Here is an 18820-nt window from a genome sequence, read left to right as displayed (position 1 = left end):
CAACGCGACTCCAGAAAAGAGCCGAATTCGGCGATATTATTGTCATTGTGTGAAGGATATCGGGCACATTAGGCCCTGTATTAAATATTGTCTTTTTAGCGGGCGCGTCAAGGCGAGCCGAATGAAATTTTTACGCCAGTAAAAACAGCGAGGAAGAATATGCAGCGTTGCGGCTGGGTCAGTCAGGATCCACTATACATTGCCTATCACGACAAGGAGTGGGGTGTCCCCGAAACCGATGGTCAAAAGCTGTTCGAGATGATCTGTCTGGAGGGGCAGCAGGCGGGGTTATCGTGGATAACCGTCCTGAAGAAACGGGAAAACTATCGTCATGCTTTCCACCATTTCGATCCTGTCGCCGTTGCCGCGATGACCGAAGATGATGTCGAAAGGCTGGTGCTGGATGCCGGTATTATTCGTCATCGAGGGAAAATTCAGGCCATTATAGGCAACGCACGCGCCTACCTGGCGATGGCGCAAAACGGCGAACCGTTTAGCGAGTTTGTCTGGTCGTTCGTTGATCATCAACCGCAGCTGACGCGCGCCGCCAGCCTGAGCGACATCCCCACCTCAACCCCTGCGTCTGACGCGCTCTCAAAAGCGTTAAAAAAGCGCGGCTTTAAGTTTGTCGGCACCACCATCTGTTACTCCTTTATGCAGGCATGCGGGCTGGTCAACGACCATGTCACCGGCTGTATTTGCTACCCGGAGGGTCAACATGATTCGCCAATCAACGCCTGACGATCTGGCGCCGATTCTGGCGCTGTGGATGGATAGCACGATTTATGCTCATCCGTTTATTGAAGAACGCTACTGGCGTGAGAGTGAACCCATCGTACGCGATGTCTACCTGCCCGCAGCACAAACCTGGGTATGGGAGGAAAGCGGCCAGCTCAAAGGCTTTGCCAGCGTGATGGAAGCGCGCTTTTTGGGCGCACTGTTTGTTGAACCTACCGCCATCAGAAGCGGGATCGGCAAAGCGCTGGTGCAGCATGTCCAGCAGCGCTTTTCGTTACTCAGCCTTGAGGTTTATCAGAAGAACCAGTCGGCGGTGAATTTCTACCATGCGCTGGGTTTTCGTATTGAAGACAGCGCATGGCAGGAAGAGACGCATCACCCCACGTGGATTATGAACTGGCAGGCGGATCAAACGCCGTAAGCGCCAGTGCGGGCCCGGTGTACTTTTCCAGCCACGCCAGCGCGGTGTTGCCCGCGCAGCCATTCCCCAGCGTCGAGCTGGGGAGATCGCAGGTCAGCACATTCACCGCGCCATTCTTACAAATACCCCCTGCGGACAGGTCCAAATCTGGCCAGGCGCCCTCGTGAATACAAATCACGCCCGCTTTGATGCCTGTCGTCACCACCGCCCCGGCCAGAATTTGCCCGCGATGATTCCACACCCTGACCGTGTCGCCATCGGCAATCCCCCGCGCCCTCGCATCCTGCGGGTGAATGGTCACCGGTTCGCGATCCGCCACCGCGTACTGCTCGCGTAACGTGCTGTAATTCAACTGGCTGTGCAAACGGTGCGCCGGATGGGCCGACAGCACCTGTAATTGCTCGGGCTCAGCATTACCGAACCATTCATCCGGCGCCAGCCACATCGGGTGCCCTGCACAATCCGCGTAGCCGTAACTTGCAATCTTCTGCGAGTAGATTTCGATTTTGCCGCTGTCAGTTTTCAGCGGATGCGCCTGCGGGTCACGGCGAAAATCAGCAAAGCGAATAAACTGCGCGTTGACGGCACTTTCCGGCATTTCGATAAGCCTGTTGGCCTGCCAGAACTCGGCAAAGGGCGGCAACGTCACCTGCTGGCTGGCCCCGCGCTGCCCGGCAATCTTGTAAAAGGTCTCCAGCCATTCCAGCTCGCTTTTGCCTTCCGTAAACCGTTCATACCCGCCCTGCTCCCAGCGCTCGCTGAGTTCAGCAAAGACATCAAAATCATTACGCGCCTCATCGCGTGCCGGCACAACCTGCTTCATCGGTACCAGATGCTGGTTACTGTAATCACCAGTCATGGTGAGGTCGTTACGCTCAAAAGAGGTGGTGGCGGGCAAAACGATATCGGCATGCTTCGCCGCCGCAGTCCAGAAACACTCGGAGATCACCACCAGCTCTGGCTTTTGCCAGGCGCGAATCAGACGATTGGTATCCTGATGATGGGTGAAGTTTGCCCCGCCCGCCCACCAGAGAAAACGGATATCCGGGAAATGGCGGTCCATACCGTTGTGTTGGTAGAACCCTCCGGGGTTCTCCAGAGCCTCAACGATGCGCGCAACCGGGATTTTATCCACCGCATCGGTGCCACCTTTTACGCTCCCCTGCATGGAGGCGAGCACCGCCGCGCGACGCGTCGGATTGCCGCCGTTAGCAAAATGATAAGAGAGACCAAAACCACCGCCAGGCGTGCCAATTTGCCCAAGCATGGCGGCCAACGTGACGATCATCCAGTGCTTTTGTTCACCATACTGCTGACGTTGCATACCCCACCCGGCCATCAGCATGGTGGTATTTTGGTGAAATATTTCTGCCAGTTCACGTATTTTCGCCGCAGGTACACCACAAATCTCCGCAGCCCACTCTGCCGTTTTGGCGACATCATCGGATTTCCCCACAAGATAGTCGGCAAATCGTTCATAACCGGTGGTACAGCGGGCAAGAAACGCCTCGTCGTGCCAGCCGTTTTCCACCAGCGTATGGGCAATGCCGAGCATCAGGGCGACATCGGTACCCATATGCGGGGCGACCCACTCCATTTTGTCACCAAAGAAATCCACGCTCTCCGATCGCATCGGATCAATGCAGATCAGGCGTTTACCGCTGTTGCGTAACGCCTCAAAGTACGCGAGCCCCTGCTCATCAGAGGCGTTCCAGGCAATCTTCAGGGTGTTGAGCGGATTCGCGCTCCAAAGCACCACCACGTCGCTGTGCTCCAGTACGACGGGCCAACTGGTCTGCTGCTGATAGACTTCGTTCCCGCCCACGACGTACGGCATGATGGCCTGCGCCGCCCCCGTTGAGTAATCCCCCAAATGGCCGGTATAACCACCCGCCAGCGCCATATACCGCTGCAGCAGGGTCGCGGCCTTGTGTAACACACCGTTCGAACGCCAACCGTACGAACCGGCAAAAATGGAGGACGGACCGTAACTGTCGCGAATGCGCTTATGCTGGGTATGGATCAGATTCAGCGCCTCATCCCAGCTGACACGGACAAACTCATCCTGCCCGCGCACACCCTGTGGGGCCTCCGGCGAGGCCAGAAAGCCTTTACGCACCATCGGAAAACGCACCCGCGTTTTGCTATGTACCTGATCGCGCACCACGGTCTGCAACGAATTGGGCTGTGAAGTGGGCAATGCGCCACGCGAGGAGAAAACCGTGTCGCCATCGGTTTCAACAAGAATGGGTCCCCAGTGGGCGGCGGTTAATACCGAGTAATGTGCGGGTGAATTAGCCAAGATGGCGCTCCTGAATGCGATGTGACGGCTTATTTATTATGCCGTTCAATGTTACTTACAAATTTCAGAGTCTTCCCTGGAATTTTCTTCATGTTCACACGTCATAATCAACCGCCACAGTCGCTGTGGTAAAGAATAAAAAAGTCATTAAGGAATTAAGATGAAGAAACGTGTATTTGTGATTGCTGCCATCGTGAGCGGCGCCCTGGCGGTTTCTGGCTGCACCACAAACCCTTACACCGGTGAACGCGAAGCGGGTAAATCCGGCATGGGGGCGGGCATTGGTTCGCTGGTGGGTGCGGGCATTGGCGCGCTCTCCTCGTCGAAGAAAGATCGCGGCAAAGGCGCGTTGATTGGCGCAGCCGCAGGGGCCGCCGTGGGTGGTGGTATCGGTTACTACATGGACGTGCAGGAAGCTAAACTGCGCGAAAAAATGCAGGGAACCGGCGTGAGCGTGACGCGCAGTGGCGATAACATCATTCTGAATATGCCCAACAACGTCACCTTCGACAGCAGCAGCGCCAACCTGAAACCTGCCGGGGCCAACACCCTGACCGGCGTGGCTATGGTACTGAAAGAGTACAATAAAACCGCGGTCAACGTATTGGGCTTCACCGACAGCACCGGCAGCCAGGATCTGAACATGCGTCTGTCACAGCAGCGTGCGGACTCCGTTGCCAGCGCCCTGATCACTCAGGGTGTGGAAGCTAACCGTATCCGCACCCGTGGAATGGGCCCGGCGAATCCAATAGCCAGCAACAGCACCGCGGAAGGTAAAGCACAAAACCGCCGCGTAGAAATCACGTTGAGTCCAATTCAGTAACGTTTTGTGCCGGAGACAGGCTGCGCCTTATCCGGCATGAAGCACTTGCCATCGTTGATTTTCACGATAAGGTGTTCACACTAAATTCAGGGAAATCAGCGATGAGCAAATCAACACGTGCCACCATCAGCGATGTGGCGAAAGCTGCAAAAACGGGTAAGACCAGCATTTCACGCTACCTCAACGGTGAGAAGCATCTGCTTTCCGACGCGCTGCTGGCCCGCATTGAACACGCCATTGCCGAACTCGACTATCGCCCCAGCCTGATGGCACGAGGCCTGAAGCATGGCCGTACCCGCCTGATAGGCCTGATTATCGCCGACATTACCAACCCCTACTCCGTTAACGTGTTAAGCGGTATCGAAGCTGCCTGTCGCGAAAAAGGCTTTACCCCGCTGGTCTGTAATACCAACAACGAAGTGGACCAGGAGCTGCATTATCTCGATCTGCTGCGCAGCTATCAGGTTGAGGGGATTGTGGTGAATGCCGTCGGCATGCGCGAAGAAGGGCTGAACCGCCTGCAACAGTCTGCACTACCGATGGTGTTGATTGATCGTAAAATTCCGGATTTCGCCTGTGATATGGTCGGTCTGGATAACACCCAGGCGGCGACAGTTGCCACTGAGCACCTGATTGAACAAGGCTTCGAAGCTATTCTGTTCCTCAGCGAGCCGTTGGGGATGGTTAACACCCGACGCGAACGTCTGACTGCTTTTCGCGCCACGCTGGCGCGATATCCCGGCGTTATCGCCGAAAATGCCGAGGTTTCGCTGGCGGAAAATACGCAACTGGATGACACGCTGCGTCAGTTTCATCAGCAGCATCGCGGAATGCGTAAGGCCGTTATCTCTGCCAACGGCGCGCTCACGCTGCAGGTGGCCCGCTCGCTGAAGCGTATTGGCCTCAACTGGGGCAGCGACATCGGCCTGCTCGGTTTTGACGAACTGGAATGGGCCGAACTGGCTGGCGTCGGCATCACCACCCTGAAGCAGCCCACCTGGCAGATTGGCTATACCGCCGTCGAGCAGGTTGTACGCCGGATCGATGGTAAATCGGATGCTGTTCAGGAACAGGTTTTCTCAGGTGAGCTGATCGTTCGCGGGTCTACCGCCCGTTAAATTTCCTTCGTGATGGTGATCATAAATTCGGCATCATAGTCTTTTCTTTGGAACCGGTTCCATCTAGCGTTATAGCAAGAACGCACGATTTGGAGTTTCCATGAAAAGAAAAATTATGGTGGTCACCGCTGCTTACGGTTACGACCAGGTGCATGCAGCAGGCGGGCAAACTGCCATGCTGCCTATTATTGCTGAAGCTGGTGCTGACGGCGTTGAAATTCGCCGCGAAATGCTGAGCGACACCGAGCTTAAAACGCTGCCAACCCTGGCATCCGCGATTGAAATCTTCGGCCTGCTGGCCTGCTACTCCGCGCCAGAACCGCTATTTCTACAAGATGGTCATCTCAATCCCCACCTGCCGGCGCTCCTTCAGGAAGCCCAAACGTTGCAGGCGTTATGGTTAAAAGTCTCCCTGGGTCATTTTTCCCATACTCAGCAATTCGACACACTGCGTGAGTGGCTCAACGACAGCGGTATGGAACTGGTGGTCGAGAACGATCAAACGCCCTGCGGACGCCTGCAGCCTATGCTGCACTTCAGGGATGCCTGCCAGAAGCAGGAGCTGCCGGTATCCCTGACCTTTGATATGGGCAACTGGCTGTGGGTCGGCGACTCCCCCGAAGACGCCGCGCAGGCGCTCGCCTCAACCGTGGGATATATCCATGTGAAGGCCGCCACTCCGCATCTCGACAGCTTCCGTGCCGTTGCGCCCGATCGGGCAGACCCGCGCTGGCTGGCACTGTTAAACACGCTGCCCACGGACGTCCCGCGCGGCATTGAATTCCCCCTGGAAGGGCATGACTTAGCGGCGGTGACCCGTCACTACGTCGAACTGCTACGCGAGGAGTAACACATGAAAAATTCACTGGATGTCGTCACCATTGGCGAAGCAATGACGATGTTTGTCGCCACGCAAACCGGCGAACTGGCGGATGTAGAGACATTTATCAAACGGGTCGCGGGCGCAGAGCTTAACGTGGCAACCGGCCTTGCCCGTCTGGGCCTGAAGGTCGGCTGGGTGAGTCGCGTAGGTCACGACAGTTTTGGCCGATTTATTATTAAGTCGCTGGAAAAGGAAGGGATTGATGCGCAGGGAGTCACCCAGGATGGACGCTACGCAACCGGCTTTCAGCTGAAATCTAAAGTCGAAAATGGAACCGATCCCATCGTGGAATATTTTCGCAAAGGCTCAGCCGCCAGCCATCTTGGCATGGAGGATTATCACGAAGCGTACTTCTCCAGCGCACGCCACCTGCACCTGAGTGGCGTGGCGGCAGCGCTGTCCGCCAGTTCTTACGAACTGCTGGCCCATACCGCCCGCACCATGAAAGCCCAGGGAAAGACTATCTCATTCGATCCCAATTTACGCCCGGTGCTGTGGAATAGCGAAGCGGAGATGGTGGAGAAACTCAACCGACTCGCATTCCAGGCCGACTGGGTTCTGCCGGGGTTAAAAGAGGGCATGATTTTGACGGGACAACAGACGCCTGAAGGCATCGCTGACTTTTATCTGCGCCATGGCGTGAAGGCAGTGATTGTTAAAACAGGTGCCGATGGCGCCTGGTATAAGGCAGCCAACGGCGAGCAGGGCTGCGTCGCACCGGTGAAGGTCGACAACGTGGTCGATACCGTCGGCGCGGGCGATGGCTTTGCGGTCGGCGTCATCAGCGCACTGCTGGAAGGGCACTCACTGCATCAGGCGGTGACCCGAGGCAATAAAATTGGCGCCCTGGCCATACAGGTTCAGGGCGACAGCGAAGGATTACCCACACGTGAACAATTAGCGGAATAAACCCCCGGCCCACTCTGTACCCTACATACAGAGGCGGCGTAACAGCATAACCAGAGGGCAGTCTATGAATAGCTCAACCAATGCAGCAAAACGCTGGTGGTACATCATGCCAATCGTGTTCATCACGTACAGCCTGGCGTATCTCGACCGCGCGAACTTCAGCTTCGCCTCCGCCGCAGGCATTAACGAGGATCTTGGCATTACCAAAGGGATCTCTTCCCTGCTGGGTGCCCTGTTTTTCCTCGGCTATTTCTTTTTCCAGATCCCAGGCGCAATTTACGCCGAGCGCCGCAGCGTACGAAAACTCATTTTTATCTGCCTGATCCTGTGGGGCGGGTGCGCCTCGCTGACCGGAATGGTCAGTAACATCCCCATGCTTGCCGCCATCCGTTTTATTCTTGGCGTCGTAGAAGCCGCCGTCATGCCCGCGATGCTGATTTATATCAGCAACTGGTTTACCAAATCCGAGCGTTCACGCGCCAACACCTTCCTGATCCTCGGTAACCCGGTCACCGTGCTGTGGATGTCCGTCGTTTCGGGTTATTTGATTCAGGCGCTCGGCTGGCGTGAAATGTTCATCATCGAAGGCTTTCCGGCCGTCATCTGGGCGTTCTGCTGGTGGGTGCTGGTCAAAGACAAACCTTCCCAGGTGGGCTGGCTGACGGAGTCCGAAAAAAGCGCGCTGCAGGCACAGCTGGAACAAGAGCAGCAGGGAATTAAAGCCGTGCGTAACTATGGTGAGGCTTTCCGCTCACGCAATGTGATCCTGCTGTGTATGCAGTATTTTACCTGGAGTATCGGCGTTTACGGTTTTGTGTTGTGGCTGCCGTCAATTATCCGCAGCGGCGGCGCGAATCTCGGCATGGTGGAAGTGGGCTGGCTTTCATCGGTCCCGTATCTGGCCGCCACCGTCGCGATGATTTTGGCCTCATGGGCTTCCGACAAACTGCAAAACCGTAAGCTGTTTGTCTGGCCGCTGTTACTGATCGCCGCGTGTGCCTTTATCGGCTCCTGGGCCGTTGGCGCTGACCACTTCTGGATGTCTTACACCCTGCTGGTGATAGCCGGTGCGGCGATGTACGCCCCGTATGGTCCCTTCTTCGCCATCATTCCTGAAATGCTGCCGCGTAACGTCGCCGGGGGCGCCATGGCGCTGATTAACAGTATGGGCGCGCTGGGATCATTCTTTGGCTCCTGGTTTGTTGGCTACCTCAATGGCACCACCGGCAGCCCGTCCGCCTCGTACATTTTTATGGGGGTGGCGCTTTTTGTCTCAGTGTGGCTAACTCTGATTGTTAAGCCTGCTAATAATACCCGCATTCCGGTTGGCGCACGCCACGCTTAAATTTTAACTTACGGAGATTCGCATGAAGCCGTCCATTATTCTCTACAAAGCGTTACCTGACGATTTACTGCAGCGCCTGGAAGCACATTTTTCGGTGACTCAAGTCCCTAACCTGCGCCCGGAAACGGTCGCACAGCACGCGCAGGCCTTCGCCAGTGCGGAAGGTCTGCTGGGCTCCAGCGAAACCGTCAATAGCGCCCTGCTGGAGAACATGCCCAGGCTGCGCGCAACCTCAACAATCTCCGTAGGCTATGACAATTTCGACGTCGAGGCGCTTAACGCCCGTAATGTCTTACTGATGCACACCCCAACCGTACTGACCGAAACCGTGGCGGATACGATAATGGCACTGGTGTTAAGCACGGCTCGCCGCGTAGTCGAGGTGGCTGAACGCGTGAAAGTAGGTGAATGGACCAAGAGCATCGGGCCGGATTGGTTCGGCACCGATGTACATCACAAAACGTTGGGGATTGTCGGTATGGGCCGCATCGGCCTCGCACTGGCACAACGCGCCCATTTCGGCTTTGGCATGCCCATTCTCTACAATGCACGCCGCCAGCATAAGGAAGCGGAAGAGCGCTTCAACGCGCGCTACTGCAATCTGGATACGCTATTGCAGGAATCGGATTTTGTCTGTCTGATCCTGCCGCTAACGGATGAGACTCACCATCTGTTTGGCGCCGCGCAGTTCACCAAAATGAAGTCCTCCGCCATTTTCATCAACGCTGGACGTGGCCCGGTCGTGGACGAAACCGCACTGATTGCCGCCCTGCAAAGCGGGGAAATTCATGCCGCCGGTCTGGATGTGTTTGAGCAGGAACCGCTGCCGGTAGACTCTCCGCTGCTGTCGTTACCAAACGTGGTGGCGCTACCGCATATTGGTTCGGCAACCCATGAAACCCGCTACAACATGGCGGCCTGTGCGGTAGATAACTTAATTGATGCACTGCAAGGGAACGTCGAGAAGAACTGTGTGAATCCGCAGGTAGCAGGATAAAAAAATGCCGGGTGGCGCTACTGCGTACCCGGCATTCTGTATATCGCTATTCCCTGAATTACTGGGCTGCGTTCACCGCAGCAGTCCAGGCTTGATTAAATGCCTGATGCTGGGCTGCCAGCGGGCCAATCAGCGTGTTGTACTGGCTTGCCTGTTGTGAGGTCGGGAACTGGATACCGTTCGCCACAAAGCTCACCTGCGTATCCTGCTGCGCGATAAAATCACCCACCTGTACCAGTTGCTGCGTAAAGATTTGCGCGGCAGGAATCAGCGGCTGTAGAGCCTCTGACGGAGCAGTCACGACTTTGCTGTAAACCTGATCAAAGACGGGTTTCAGATCCTCGCTTTGCTTCAGCGCACCACGTGCGGCATCGGCCTGCAGCTTCGCATTCTGCAGCTGTTGCCCTAACACGCCCAGCGCACCATTTGCCTGACGCAGCGGTTCACGCTGGGTCACGTAATCCTGAGGAACACGGATGGCATTTACGCTATCCACAACCGGGCGCAGACCGGAGTCCATCGCCTGATTCACCTGCTGTGAATAACCATAAAGAATCGCGTAATCGGAGACAAACGGGCCAAACTGTTTTTTCTGATCGGCGGTCAGCGTTGGTAAACGCTCTCCGCTACGCATTGCAGTATTCTGCAGGAAATCGACAAACGCTTTGCGTTGATCGCCTTCTTTATCAAAACACCCACTCAGGCCAACTACCATTAAGAGCGCCAAAACAGGCGCAAACCAGCGAGAGCAGGACTTACCTGTCGCCATTTTAATACTCCTTCACCCAAAAATGCGCACAACGACACCCGCGTGCCTGACGATGACAAGGATAGTCCAGGTCAGCCCCGCAAGATACCCTTTCCGCGTAATCTTGTCGGGGAAAATACCCGTTTCGGTGGCCCTGCGTTTTGCTGAACAATGCGCCATCAGCCGAATGGCGTAAAAATTTTGTCATCTTTACAAATGAGTTTGGCCGAGAGGAGATCCCGACCGTTATCAGATCGTTAGCAAACTACAGGTCGGCCACCGCGATCCGCTGAAACGCGCCCACCGCGCGCACCCCACGCCCGGCGTCTTTTTTTGCGACTATTCTTAATGAGCTTCGATGAAATTCACGATCCCGCTGTGTGATTTTAGGAGTCCTCAATGGAATATAAAGATCCTATGCTTGAACTGCTTAGCAGTCTGGAACAGATTGTTTTTAAAGATGTATCGCAGACCGTCACCTTGACGCAAAAAGCCAACCCGTTTACCGAATTTGAACAGCTACGACGAGGGACGGGTTTAAAAACAGATGATTTTGCCCGAGTAATGGGCGTAACGGTTGCGATGGTTCATGAGTGGGAGTCTAAACGCGTAAAGCCTTCCAGTACCGAATTGAAATTGATGCGCCTGATTCAGGCCGACCCGAGATTAAGTAAGCAGTTGATGGATTGATGTTTTTTCTGGTTTCTCTTCAGAACGGTCCTGTATAAATGGACCGTTCTACTACCAGCCCCAGCAACAAAAAAGAAAATAGTAGTTGCATCCTCCGGCGTAAAATGAGTTAATGCACTCAACGGTTTGACGTACAGACCATTACAGCAGTTTAGTAAGGCAAGTCCCTTCAAGAGTTATCATTGATACCCTTCGTAGTGAGCATTTTCCTTTACTGTTAAAAAATCTGTAAAGCACGCCATATCGCCGAAAGGCACACTTATTTTTTAAAAGGTAATACACTATGTCCGGTAAAATGACTGGTATCGTAAAATGGTTCAACGCTGATAAAGGCTTCGGTTTCATCACTCCTGACGATGGCTCAAAAGACGTGTTCGTACACTTCTCTGCTATCCAGAACGAAGGCTACAAATCTCTGGACGAAGGTCAGAAAGTTTCCTTCACCATCGAAAGCGGCGCTAAAGGCCCGGCAGCTGGCAACGTAACCAGCCTGTAAGCTTAAAAAGCTCAAAATTCTAGATCCCTGCCAAACGGCGGGGATTTTTTTTATCTGTCTCTCGCAATAATTTCCTCAGCTTTCTTCTTTGCATTACTTTACCCACCGCACCTTTGACCTTTCCCTAAGGGTAAGCTTTATAGTACGTCGGCATGTATTCCACAATTTTCACAAGGAATTGAAGCTATGTCGAAAACCTCACTGTTGCTGTTATTAGGTTTACTCACCACAAGTAGCGTATTCGCTGCTACCCCGGAATCAACCTTTCTGGCGCAACATGGGCTAAGCGGGAAATCCGTTGAGCAAATTGTCGACGCCATTGACCAGTCGCCTCAGAGTCGACCACTGCCCTATTCTGCCTCCATCACCAGCACCGAACTAAAGCTCTCTTCCGGTGAACAGGTTTATACGCTACCGCTTGGTGACAAGTTCTATCTCTCCTTTGCCCCATACGAATGGCAAACTCACCCCTGCTTTAACCACAGCCTTTCTGGCTGCAAGGGAGAAATGCCCGAGAAGACCTTTGATGTCAAAGTGACGGATAGCAAGGGAGACGTGGTGGTGCAGAAAGCAATGACCAGCTACCGCAATGGTTTTATCGGCGTATGGCTGCCACGCAATATGGATGGCACAATTGAAGTGAGCTACAACGGCAAAAAAGCGTCTCACGCCATCAAAACGATGAATGACAGCCAGACCTGTCTGACCGAATTGCAGCTGCGCTAACAGCATAAAAAAATGCCGGATAGGCAATTGCGTATCCGGCATTTTTTACGTCAAAACAGACGGTTACTGCAGCAGCGAAATATCCGCCACGCGCAGGAACAGCTCACGCAGTTTTTCGAGCATGGTGAGACGGTTGATACGTAAATCCTTATCTTCCACCATAACCATTACTTTCTCGAAGAACGCATCAACCGGTTCGCGCAGTTCGGCCAGTTCGACCAGCGCTTCCTGATAGCGACCCTCAGCAAACGCAGGCTCCAGCTTGTCACGCAGTACCACAACCTTCATCGCCAGCGTAATTTCTTCCGGCTCTTTCAGCGTTGCTGCATTCACACGGTCGTTCAGCGGCTCTGTCGTTTTCGCGAGGATGTTAGAAACACGTTTGTTGGCTGCAGCCAGCGCAGACGCGGCTTCCAGCGTACGGAAGTGCGAAACCGCCTTCATACGTGCGTCGAAATCAGCCGGACGCGTCGGACGACGCGCCAGCACCGCCTGAATGGTATCAACGGTGTAGCCTTCGTCCTGATACCAGGCACGGAAGCGACCCAGCATAAAGTCGATGACATCATCCACTACGTTCGCGTTGGACAGCTTGTCACCGTACAGACGTACCGCTTCTTCGGTCAGCGTTTGCAGATCAAGGTTCAGGTTCTTCTCAACGATGATACGCAGCACGCCCAGCGCAGCACGACGCAGTGCAAACGGGTCTTTGTCACCTTTTGGATGCTGACCAATACCGAAGATACCCGCCAGGGTGTCCATTTTATCGGCAATGGCTACCGCACAGGCCACCGGGTTAGACGGCAGGTCATCACCGGCAAAGCGTGGCTGATATTGCTCGTTCAGCGCTACCGCTACATCTTCCGCTTCACCATCATGACGTGCGTAGTGCATGCCCATCACGCCCTGGGTGTCGGTGAACTCGAAGACCATGTTGGTCATCAGGTCACACTTGGACAGCAGGCCCGCGCGGGTGGCATGGTTGACATCAGCGCCAATCTGTTCAGCAATCCAGCCCGCCAGCGCCTGAATACGATCCGTCTTGTCGCGCAGGGTACCCAGTTGCTGTTGGAACAGCACGGTTTGCAGACGCGGCAGATGATCTTCCAGACGTTTTTTGCGGTCAGTATTGAAGAAGAATTCGGCATCCGCCAGACGCGGACGAACCACTTTTTCGTTACCGGAAATAATCTGCATCGGATCTTTCGATTCGATGTTAGCGACGAAGATAAAGTTCGGCAGCAGTTTGCCGTCGTTCGCGTACACCGGGAAGTACTTCTGGTCACCTTTCATGGTGTGAACCAGCGCTTCAGACGGTACCGCGAGGAATTTTTCTTCGAACTTCGCCGTCAGCACCACCGGCCATTCAACCAGAGACGCGACTTCTTCCAGCAGGCTTTCGCTCAGGTCAGCGTTACCGCCAATCTTACGCGCCGCCTCTTCGGCATCGGCCTTGATTTTTGCCTTACGCTCGGCGTAATCGGCAATGACTTTGCCGCGCTGGCGCAGGATTTCAGGATACTGGTCGGCATTGTCGATGGTGAATTCAGGCTCGCCCATAAAGCGGTGGCCGCGGATCACGCGATCGGACTGAATACCTAGAATCGTTGCCGGGATGACTTTGTCGCCCAGCAGCAGCGTGACGGTATGAACCGGACGCACAAAGTGGACGTCAGACGCGCCCCAGCGCATCAGTTTCGGGATCGGCAGCTTAGCCAGTGACGTGGCAATCATGTTTGGCAGCAGCGTTTCTGCGCTTTCGCCTTTCACATGCGCACGGTACAGCAGCCATTCACCTTTGTCGGTGGTCAGGCGTTCAGCCTGATCAACGGTGATACCGCAACCGCGCGCCCAACCTTCTGCCGCTTTGCTCGGTTTACCTTCCGCGTCAAACGCCTGGGCAATCGCCGGGCCGCGCTTTTCTACTTCACGGTCAGGTTGCGATTCAGCAAGGGCAGCCACTTTCAGCGCCAAACGACGCGGCGCAGCAAACCACTCTACGTTGCCGTGTGCGAGGCCAGCATTGTCCAGCTCCGCAGTGAAGTTCGCAGCAAAGGACTCAGCCAGGCTGCGCAGTGCTTTTGGTGGCAGCTCTTCAGTGCCGATTTCCACCAGAAAAGTTTTCTCAGACATGGCCGCCTCTTATTTGTCTTTGTTGCACATCGGGAAGCCAAGGGCTTCACGGGAAGCATAGTAAGCTTCTGCCACTGCTTTGGTCAGGGTGCGAATGCGCAGAATATAACGCTGACGCTCGGTGACGGAGATGGCTTTACGCGCATCCAGCAGGTTGAAGCTATGGGCGGCTTTCAGAATACGTTCGTAAGCAGGCAGCGGCAGTGGGTTTTCCAGCGCCAGCAGCTGCTGGGCTTCTTTCTCATACTGCTCGAAGCAGGTGAACAGGAAGTCCACGTCAGCGTATTCAAAGTTGTAAGTCGACTGCTCGACTTCGTTCTGATGGAACACATCGCCGTAAGTGGTTTTACCCAGCGGGCCGTCGCTCCAGACCAGGTCGTAAACGCTGTCTACGCCCTGAATGTACATCGCCAGACGTTCCAGACCGTAAGTGATTTCTCCGGTCACAGGCTTACATTCCAGACCACCAACCTGCTGGAAGTAGGTGAACTGCGTCACTTCCATGCCGTTCAGCCACACTTCCCAACCCAGACCCCAGGCACCCAGCGTTGGGTTTTCCCAGTTATCTTCCACGAAACGGATGTCGTGAATGGTTGGATCCATACCCAGCTCTTTCAGCGAACCAAGGTACAGCTCCTGAATGTTGTCCGGGGACGGCTTAATGACGACCTGGAACTGATAGTAATGCTGTAAGCGGTTCGGGTTTTCGCCATAGCGACCGTCGGTCGGACGACGAGAAGGCTGCACATAAGCAGTCGCCATCGGCTCCGGCCCCAGCGCGCGCAGGCAGGTCATTGGGTGAGAAGTACCCGCGCCGACTTCCATGTCCAATGGTTGAACAATGGTGCAGCCCTGGCGAGCCCAGTAATCCTGTAAGGTCAGGATCAAGCCCTGGAAGGTCCTGGTATCAAACTTTTGCATATTATTTCGTGCTGGATACGTGTGGATTTAAAGGAAGCGATCAGTATACCCGCTGGCTGCAAGATATACAGTACGAAACGGGAAAAAGGAGGAACTTAGCGCATGGAAAGGTGCAAAAACTGCCCGTCTGCGTCAAATGAGCAGACAAAACTCTCTTTACGGAAGGTAGAACCACGCATCTCATAGCTGCCCTGGAACTGTTCGAAGCCGGTTACGTCTATTTTCTGCGTCCCGGTGTTATAACGTTCAGCCGCTTCATTTTTGCATAATGCTTCCATATCCAGCGAACGTGAAGAGCTCACTTTGGCCTTTTGCGCTTTCTGAGTCGGTGCCGGCGGCTGTGGGTCCGCGCATCCTGCCAGCAGGAGGGCAGCCATCGCGGGAAAGAAATACTTCATCATCATTTTATTACCCTCTGATTTGCGGGTCAGTCTTATTATTATTACTGTCTGGAAACGGATCCTATTTTGAGAATCTCATCGGACCATCACAAGCTTTAGCGTAAAAACTCAGATTATTCCAGTGAGATACATCCGCGAAATGCCAGTCAGACTTTTTTTAATGGAAACAGAGGAACTGATGCAGCCCAAAATTTTCTGGATTGATAACCTGCGCGGGATTGCCTGTTTAATGGTGGTTATGATCCATACAACCACCTGGTACATCACCAATGCGCACAGCGTCAGCCCGTTAGCCTGGGATCTTGCCAATGTGCTCAATTCAGCTTCACGCGTCAGCGTACCGCTGTTTTTCATGATTTCAGGCTTTCTTTTCTTTGGCGAGCGCAGCGCCCAGCCGCGACATTTTCTCCGTATTGCGCTCTGCGTTCTGTTTTATAGCGCCGTCGCACTGGCCTACATCTCACTGTTCACCTCGATTAACGCCGAGCTGTCTTTGAAAAATCTGCTGCAAAAACCGGTGTTCTATCACCTGTGGTTTTTCTTCGCCATCGCCGTCATCTACCTGGTCTCACCGCTGATTCAAGTGAAAAGTATTAGCGGAAAAATGCTGCTGGCGCTGATGGTGGTGCTTGGCATCGTTGCTAATCCCAACACCGTCTCGCTAAAAATGGGGGGCGTTGAGTGGCTGCCCATCAACCTGTACATCAGCGGCGACACGGTCTATTACATCCTGTACGGCTTGCTGGGCAGGGCGATTGGCATGATGAATACACAAAAACGCGCACTCACCTGGGTCAGTGCGGCACTGTGCGTCACCGCCGTCTTTGTTATCTCTCGCGGAACCTTATACGAGCTCCGCTGGCGAGGGAATTTTGCCGACACCTGGTATCTCTACTGCGGCCCAGCCGTATTTATTTGCGCAGTCTCGCTGCTGACGCTGGTCAAAAACACCCTCAGCGCACGCACTATCCCCGTACTGGGCCTGATTTCCCGCCACTCACTGAGTATCTATGGCTTCCACGCGCTGATCATTCATGCGCTGCGCACTAACGGTATCGAGCTTAAGAACTGGCCGCCGCTAGATATGCTGTGGATTTTCAGCGCCACGCTGGCGGGCAGCCTGCTACTTTCGGTTCTGCTGCAACGCATCGATACACGCCGACTGGTGAGTTAACATTCACCCGTCGTTACTCTTTTAGCGGGCGCATCAGCATAATTTGCCCCGCTAAACACACGAAGAATGCCATTGGATAGGCGCCCATTTCGATGAGTGACAAGGGAGCGTTCAGCATCCCCAGCAGCAGCAACCCTACTGTTATCAATGCCACCATCTGGCACACACGCGTAAAGTGTTCGTCATTCTGATTACTATTTTCAGCACGCTGGTAAGCGTACGTCACAAACATCCCCGTCATCAGGACACCCAGAAAGTATCCTTTCCCGTTCAATAAGGGACAGGCGCGCCATAAACCAATAACGTAAATGAGTGCACCCGAAAGGAATAATAGCCATGCCATAAACCTCGTAGTCTTCATTGGGATCTCCTTATCCATCACGGATACAATATGAATAACCCACTAAAGACAACACAGAAAAATAGCACTAAGTTATATTTTCAGAATAAATCCATACACGTAAATTATTAATTTAAAAAATACATAGATTATAAAAATCCCCTCCATTTAGCAGAGGGGAAATATGATCATGACATCAGCGGCAGCAATTGCTGATAGAGACGACGGAAGGTTTCGCGACGCTGCAAATAAAGCGCATGGCGATCTGCGTCAGGATAATGCGCCTGTTCCAGCGCCAGTTGAGGCAATAGGTCAGATAATGGCTTATCGGAATTCATCGCAATTTGTGCCAAACGTGCCGCCCCCAACGCAGGACCAACGTCACCACCGGTACGGTAATCCAGCTGCAACCCGCTGATATCAGACAGCATCTGGCGCCAGTACTCGCTGCGCGCCCCGCCGCCAATGAGCGTAATGCTGGCCGGTTTAACACCACAGGCATGCACCACATCCATACCATCTGCCAGCGCGAATCCCACGCCTTCCAGCACTGCTTTCGCCAGTTCTGCCGGCCCATGCTGATGCGTCAGACCAAAAAAGACGCCTTTCGCCTGCGGATTATTATGCGGCGTACGTTCACCCGACAGGTACGGCAAAAACCAGACGGGTTCAGCCTGCTCATCCGCCTGTTGTGCCGCAGTTATTAGCGCAGGAACGCTGCTCAGCCCGGTTAATTTTGCCGCCCAGTCCAGGCAGGATGCCGCACTGAGCATAACGGACATCAGATGCCATCTTTCAGGTAAAGCATGACAAAAACTGTGTACCGCACTTTCTGGTTTACTGAGGAATCCGTCGCTTACCGCAAAGTAAACACCGGACGTGCCCAGCGAAAGCATCGCCTGACCGGCATTCATCATACCGACGCCAACCGCGCCTGCCGCGTTATCTCCGCCACCCGCAATCACCGGGATCTCGGACATGCCCCAGGCTTGCGCGACCGCAGGCAACAACGTGCCGGTAATCTCGCTGCCTTCAAACAACGCAGGCATATGCGCACGGGTCAGGTGACAGGCTGCCAGCATGACGTCGCTCCAGTCGCGCTTCGCAACGTCCAGCCACATCGTACCGGCGGCATCAGACATATCGCTGGCGAATTCCCCGGTCATACGCAAACGCAGGTAATCTTTCGGCAGCAGGACTTTATCAACCTGGCGGAAAATATCCGGTTCATGGCGCTGAACCCACAGCAATTTGGGTGCCGTAAAACCCGGCATCATCAGATTGCCGGTGATGCCGCGAGACTCTGGAACCTGGTTTTCCAGTATCTCGCACTCTTGTGCGCAGCGTCCGTCATTCCATAGGATCGCCGGGCGCAATACCTTCTGCTGCTCATCAAGTAGCGTCGCACCGTGCATTTGACCGGCAATCCCCAGCGCCTTCACCTCCCTGAGTGAATGTTGCTGAGCCAGTGCTTTGACGGCGCGATCCGTTGCCAGCCACCACTGTTCAGGATCCTGCTCCGACCATAGCGGATGAGGACGCGAAACCGTGAGTTTCTCCGTCTGCGAGGCCACAACATCACCCTGCTCATTCAGCAGTATGGCCTTTACGCCTGATGTGCCCAGATCTATCCCGATATACATAGGGTATCGTTC

The 18820-nt window shown here is 54.3% G+C and carries 19 protein-coding genes; 12 read left to right on the top strand and 7 right to left on the bottom strand.

What is annotated here, in order from left to right; genetic code table 11:
* Window positions 1–159 precede the first annotated feature (159 nt).
* Window positions 160–741, top strand: a complete 582-nt coding sequence (gene tag, locus AC3ITF_RS00870; RefSeq protein ID WP_096759155.1) for a DNA-3-methyladenine glycosylase I — start codon at window positions 160–162, stop codon at window positions 739–741.
* Window positions 719–1159 (top strand): N-acetyltransferase, encoded by a 441-nt coding sequence (locus AC3ITF_RS00865; protein WP_096759154.1) that lies wholly within the window; start codon window positions 719–721, stop codon window positions 1157–1159. Before tag ends, AC3ITF_RS00865 begins: the two co-directional genes overlap by 23 nt.
* Here AC3ITF_RS00865 and AC3ITF_RS00860 read toward each other — a convergent pair.
* Window positions 1128–3461, bottom strand: coding sequence for a molybdopterin guanine dinucleotide-containing S/N-oxide reductase (locus AC3ITF_RS00860; protein ID WP_489176075.1), 2334 nt, complete (start codon window positions 3459–3461; stop codon window positions 1128–1130). The two genes, AC3ITF_RS00865 and AC3ITF_RS00860, sit on opposite strands and share 32 nt — an antisense overlap.
* Before the next feature lie 160 nt (window positions 3462–3621).
* Here AC3ITF_RS00860 and AC3ITF_RS00855 point away from each other — a divergent pair, with 160 nt between their 5' ends.
* The 6 genes from AC3ITF_RS00855 to ghrB all read left to right on the top strand — a co-directional run bounded on the left by AC3ITF_RS00855 (window position 3622) and on the right by ghrB (window position 9536).
* The gene (locus AC3ITF_RS00855; RefSeq protein WP_045448680.1) at window positions 3622–4284 is read left to right on the top strand and encodes an OmpA family lipoprotein; all 663 of its coding nucleotides are present in this window, start codon (window positions 3622–3624) and stop codon (window positions 4282–4284) included.
* Between the two features lie 101 nt (window positions 4285–4385).
* Entirely contained in the window at window positions 4386–5402 is a 1017-nt protein-coding gene (locus tag AC3ITF_RS00850; protein WP_096759151.1) for a LacI family DNA-binding transcriptional regulator, read from the top strand.
* A gap of 100 nt (window positions 5403–5502) precedes the next feature.
* Window positions 5503–6252, top strand: coding sequence for a sugar phosphate isomerase/epimerase family protein (locus AC3ITF_RS00845; RefSeq protein ID WP_146718147.1), 750 nt, complete (start codon window positions 5503–5505; stop codon window positions 6250–6252).
* Window positions 6253–6255: 3 nt separating this feature from the next.
* On the top strand, window positions 6256–7194 hold the full coding sequence (locus AC3ITF_RS00840; RefSeq protein WP_146718148.1) for a sugar kinase: 939 nt from the start codon (window positions 6256–6258) through the stop codon (window positions 7192–7194).
* A 64-nt stretch (window positions 7195–7258) separates the two neighbouring features.
* Window positions 7259–8539 carry an MFS transporter gene (locus tag AC3ITF_RS00835; RefSeq protein ID WP_137399633.1) on the top strand — a complete coding sequence of 427 codons (1281 nt, stop codon included), beginning with the start codon at window positions 7259–7261 and terminating at the stop codon, window positions 8537–8539.
* A 22-nt stretch (window positions 8540–8561) separates the two neighbouring features.
* Complete coding sequence (gene ghrB / locus AC3ITF_RS00830; protein ID WP_115257203.1) at window positions 8562–9536, top strand: glyoxylate/hydroxypyruvate reductase GhrB; 975 nt, start codon at window positions 8562–8564, stop codon at window positions 9534–9536.
* 58 nt (window positions 9537–9594) lie between these two features.
* On the opposite strand, the gene AC3ITF_RS00825 is transcribed toward ghrB, so the two are convergent.
* Entirely contained in the window at window positions 9595–10305 is a 711-nt protein-coding gene (locus AC3ITF_RS00825) for a DUF3053 domain-containing protein (protein ID WP_096759146.1), read from the bottom strand.
* A 378-nt stretch (window positions 10306–10683) separates the two neighbouring features.
* Here AC3ITF_RS00825 and AC3ITF_RS00820 point away from each other — a divergent pair, with 378 nt between their 5' ends.
* The 3 genes from AC3ITF_RS00820 (at window position 10684) to cueP (ending at window position 12196) form a co-directional block, all read left to right on the top strand.
* Window positions 10684–10974, top strand: coding sequence for an HTH-type transcriptional regulator (locus AC3ITF_RS00820; RefSeq protein WP_115257202.1), 291 nt, complete (start codon window positions 10684–10686; stop codon window positions 10972–10974).
* A 283-nt stretch (window positions 10975–11257) separates the two neighbouring features.
* Window positions 11258–11470, top strand: a complete 213-nt coding sequence (gene cspE / locus AC3ITF_RS00815; protein ID WP_004126446.1) for a transcription antiterminator/RNA stability regulator CspE — start codon at window positions 11258–11260, stop codon at window positions 11468–11470.
* Window positions 11471–11656: 186 nt separating this feature from the next.
* Window positions 11657–12196, top strand: a complete 540-nt coding sequence (cueP, locus tag AC3ITF_RS00810) for a copper-binding periplasmic metallochaperone CueP (RefSeq protein WP_174361280.1) — start codon at window positions 11657–11659, stop codon at window positions 12194–12196.
* Window positions 12197–12259: 63 nt separating this feature from the next.
* Here cueP and glyS read toward each other — a convergent pair whose 3' ends face one another.
* From glyS to AC3ITF_RS00795, 3 genes are all read right to left on the bottom strand, one after another.
* A complete protein-coding gene (gene glyS / locus AC3ITF_RS00805; RefSeq protein WP_115257201.1) occupies window positions 12260–14329 on the bottom strand; it encodes a glycine--tRNA ligase subunit beta in 2070 nt (689 codons plus the stop codon).
* Window positions 14330–14338: 9 nt separating this feature from the next.
* Window positions 14339–15250 (bottom strand): glycine--tRNA ligase subunit alpha, encoded by a 912-nt coding sequence (gene glyQ, locus AC3ITF_RS00800; protein ID WP_001168551.1) that lies wholly within the window; start codon window positions 15248–15250, stop codon window positions 14339–14341.
* Window positions 15251–15345: 95 nt separating this feature from the next.
* Window positions 15346–15654, bottom strand: a complete 309-nt coding sequence (locus AC3ITF_RS00795; RefSeq protein ID WP_115257200.1) for a YsaB family lipoprotein — start codon at window positions 15652–15654, stop codon at window positions 15346–15348.
* A 175-nt stretch (window positions 15655–15829) separates the two neighbouring features.
* On the opposite strand from AC3ITF_RS00795, the gene AC3ITF_RS00790 reads away from it, so the two are divergent.
* Entirely contained in the window at window positions 15830–16825 is a 996-nt protein-coding gene (locus AC3ITF_RS00790) for an acyltransferase (protein ID WP_489176074.1), read from the top strand.
* Window positions 16826–16838: 13 nt separating this feature from the next.
* Here AC3ITF_RS00790 and yiaB read toward each other — a convergent pair whose 3' ends face one another.
* Window positions 16839–17186, bottom strand: a complete 348-nt coding sequence (gene yiaB / locus AC3ITF_RS00785) for an inner membrane protein YiaB (protein ID WP_115257199.1) — start codon at window positions 17184–17186, stop codon at window positions 16839–16841.
* Window positions 17187–17353: 167 nt separating this feature from the next.
* Window positions 17354–18808 (bottom strand): xylulokinase, encoded by a 1455-nt coding sequence (gene xylB / locus AC3ITF_RS00780; RefSeq protein WP_279271462.1) that lies wholly within the window; start codon window positions 18806–18808, stop codon window positions 17354–17356.
* Window positions 18809–18820 lie beyond the last annotated feature (12 nt).

The organism is Citrobacter sp. KH_055_1 (assembly GCF_057838705.1).
This window is presented reverse-complemented; position numbering and strand designations above follow the sequence as displayed.

What these genes read in the sequence shown, in the direction of transcription:
- AC3ITF_RS00795 (WP_115257200.1), bottom strand. Translation starts at nt 15,654, where the DNA reads ATGATGATGAAGTATTTCTTTCCCGCGATGGCTGCCCTCCTGCTGGCA.
- AC3ITF_RS00855 (WP_045448680.1), top strand. Translation starts at nt 3,622, where the DNA reads ATGAAGAAACGTGTATTTGTGATTGCTGCCATCGTGAGCGGCGCCCTG.
- ghrB (WP_115257203.1), top strand. Translation starts at nt 8,562, where the DNA reads ATGAAGCCGTCCATTATTCTCTACAAAGCGTTACCTGACGATTTACTG.
- cueP (WP_174361280.1), top strand. Translation starts at nt 11,657, where the DNA reads ATGTCGAAAACCTCACTGTTGCTGTTATTAGGTTTACTCACCACAAGT.
- AC3ITF_RS00845 (WP_146718147.1), top strand. Translation starts at nt 5,503, where the DNA reads ATGAAAAGAAAAATTATGGTGGTCACCGCTGCTTACGGTTACGACCAG.
- glyS (WP_115257201.1), bottom strand. Translation starts at nt 14,329, where the DNA reads ATGTCTGAGAAAACTTTTCTGGTGGAAATCGGCACTGAAGAGCTGCCA.
- glyQ (WP_001168551.1), bottom strand. Translation starts at nt 15,250, where the DNA reads ATGCAAAAGTTTGATACCAGGACCTTCCAGGGCTTGATCCTGACCTTA.
- AC3ITF_RS00835 (WP_137399633.1), top strand. Translation starts at nt 7,259, where the DNA reads ATGAATAGCTCAACCAATGCAGCAAAACGCTGGTGGTACATCATGCCA.
- AC3ITF_RS00820 (WP_115257202.1), top strand. Translation starts at nt 10,684, where the DNA reads ATGGAATATAAAGATCCTATGCTTGAACTGCTTAGCAGTCTGGAACAG.
- AC3ITF_RS00865 (WP_096759154.1), top strand. Translation starts at nt 719, where the DNA reads ATGATTCGCCAATCAACGCCTGACGATCTGGCGCCGATTCTGGCGCTG.
- xylB (WP_279271462.1), bottom strand. Translation starts at nt 18,808, where the DNA reads ATGTATATCGGGATAGATCTGGGCACATCAGGCGTAAAGGCCATACTG.
- cspE (WP_004126446.1), top strand. Translation starts at nt 11,258, where the DNA reads ATGTCCGGTAAAATGACTGGTATCGTAAAATGGTTCAACGCTGATAAA.
- yiaB (WP_115257199.1), bottom strand. Translation starts at nt 17,186, where the DNA reads ATGAAGACTACGAGGTTTATGGCATGGCTATTATTCCTTTCGGGTGCA.
- AC3ITF_RS00790 (WP_489176074.1), top strand. Translation starts at nt 15,830, where the DNA reads ATGCAGCCCAAAATTTTCTGGATTGATAACCTGCGCGGGATTGCCTGT.
- AC3ITF_RS00840 (WP_146718148.1), top strand. Translation starts at nt 6,256, where the DNA reads ATGAAAAATTCACTGGATGTCGTCACCATTGGCGAAGCAATGACGATG.
- AC3ITF_RS00850 (WP_096759151.1), top strand. Translation starts at nt 4,386, where the DNA reads ATGAGCAAATCAACACGTGCCACCATCAGCGATGTGGCGAAAGCTGCA.
- tag (WP_096759155.1), top strand. Translation starts at nt 160, where the DNA reads ATGCAGCGTTGCGGCTGGGTCAGTCAGGATCCACTATACATTGCCTAT.
- AC3ITF_RS00825 (WP_096759146.1), bottom strand. Translation starts at nt 10,305, where the DNA reads ATGGCGACAGGTAAGTCCTGCTCTCGCTGGTTTGCGCCTGTTTTGGCG.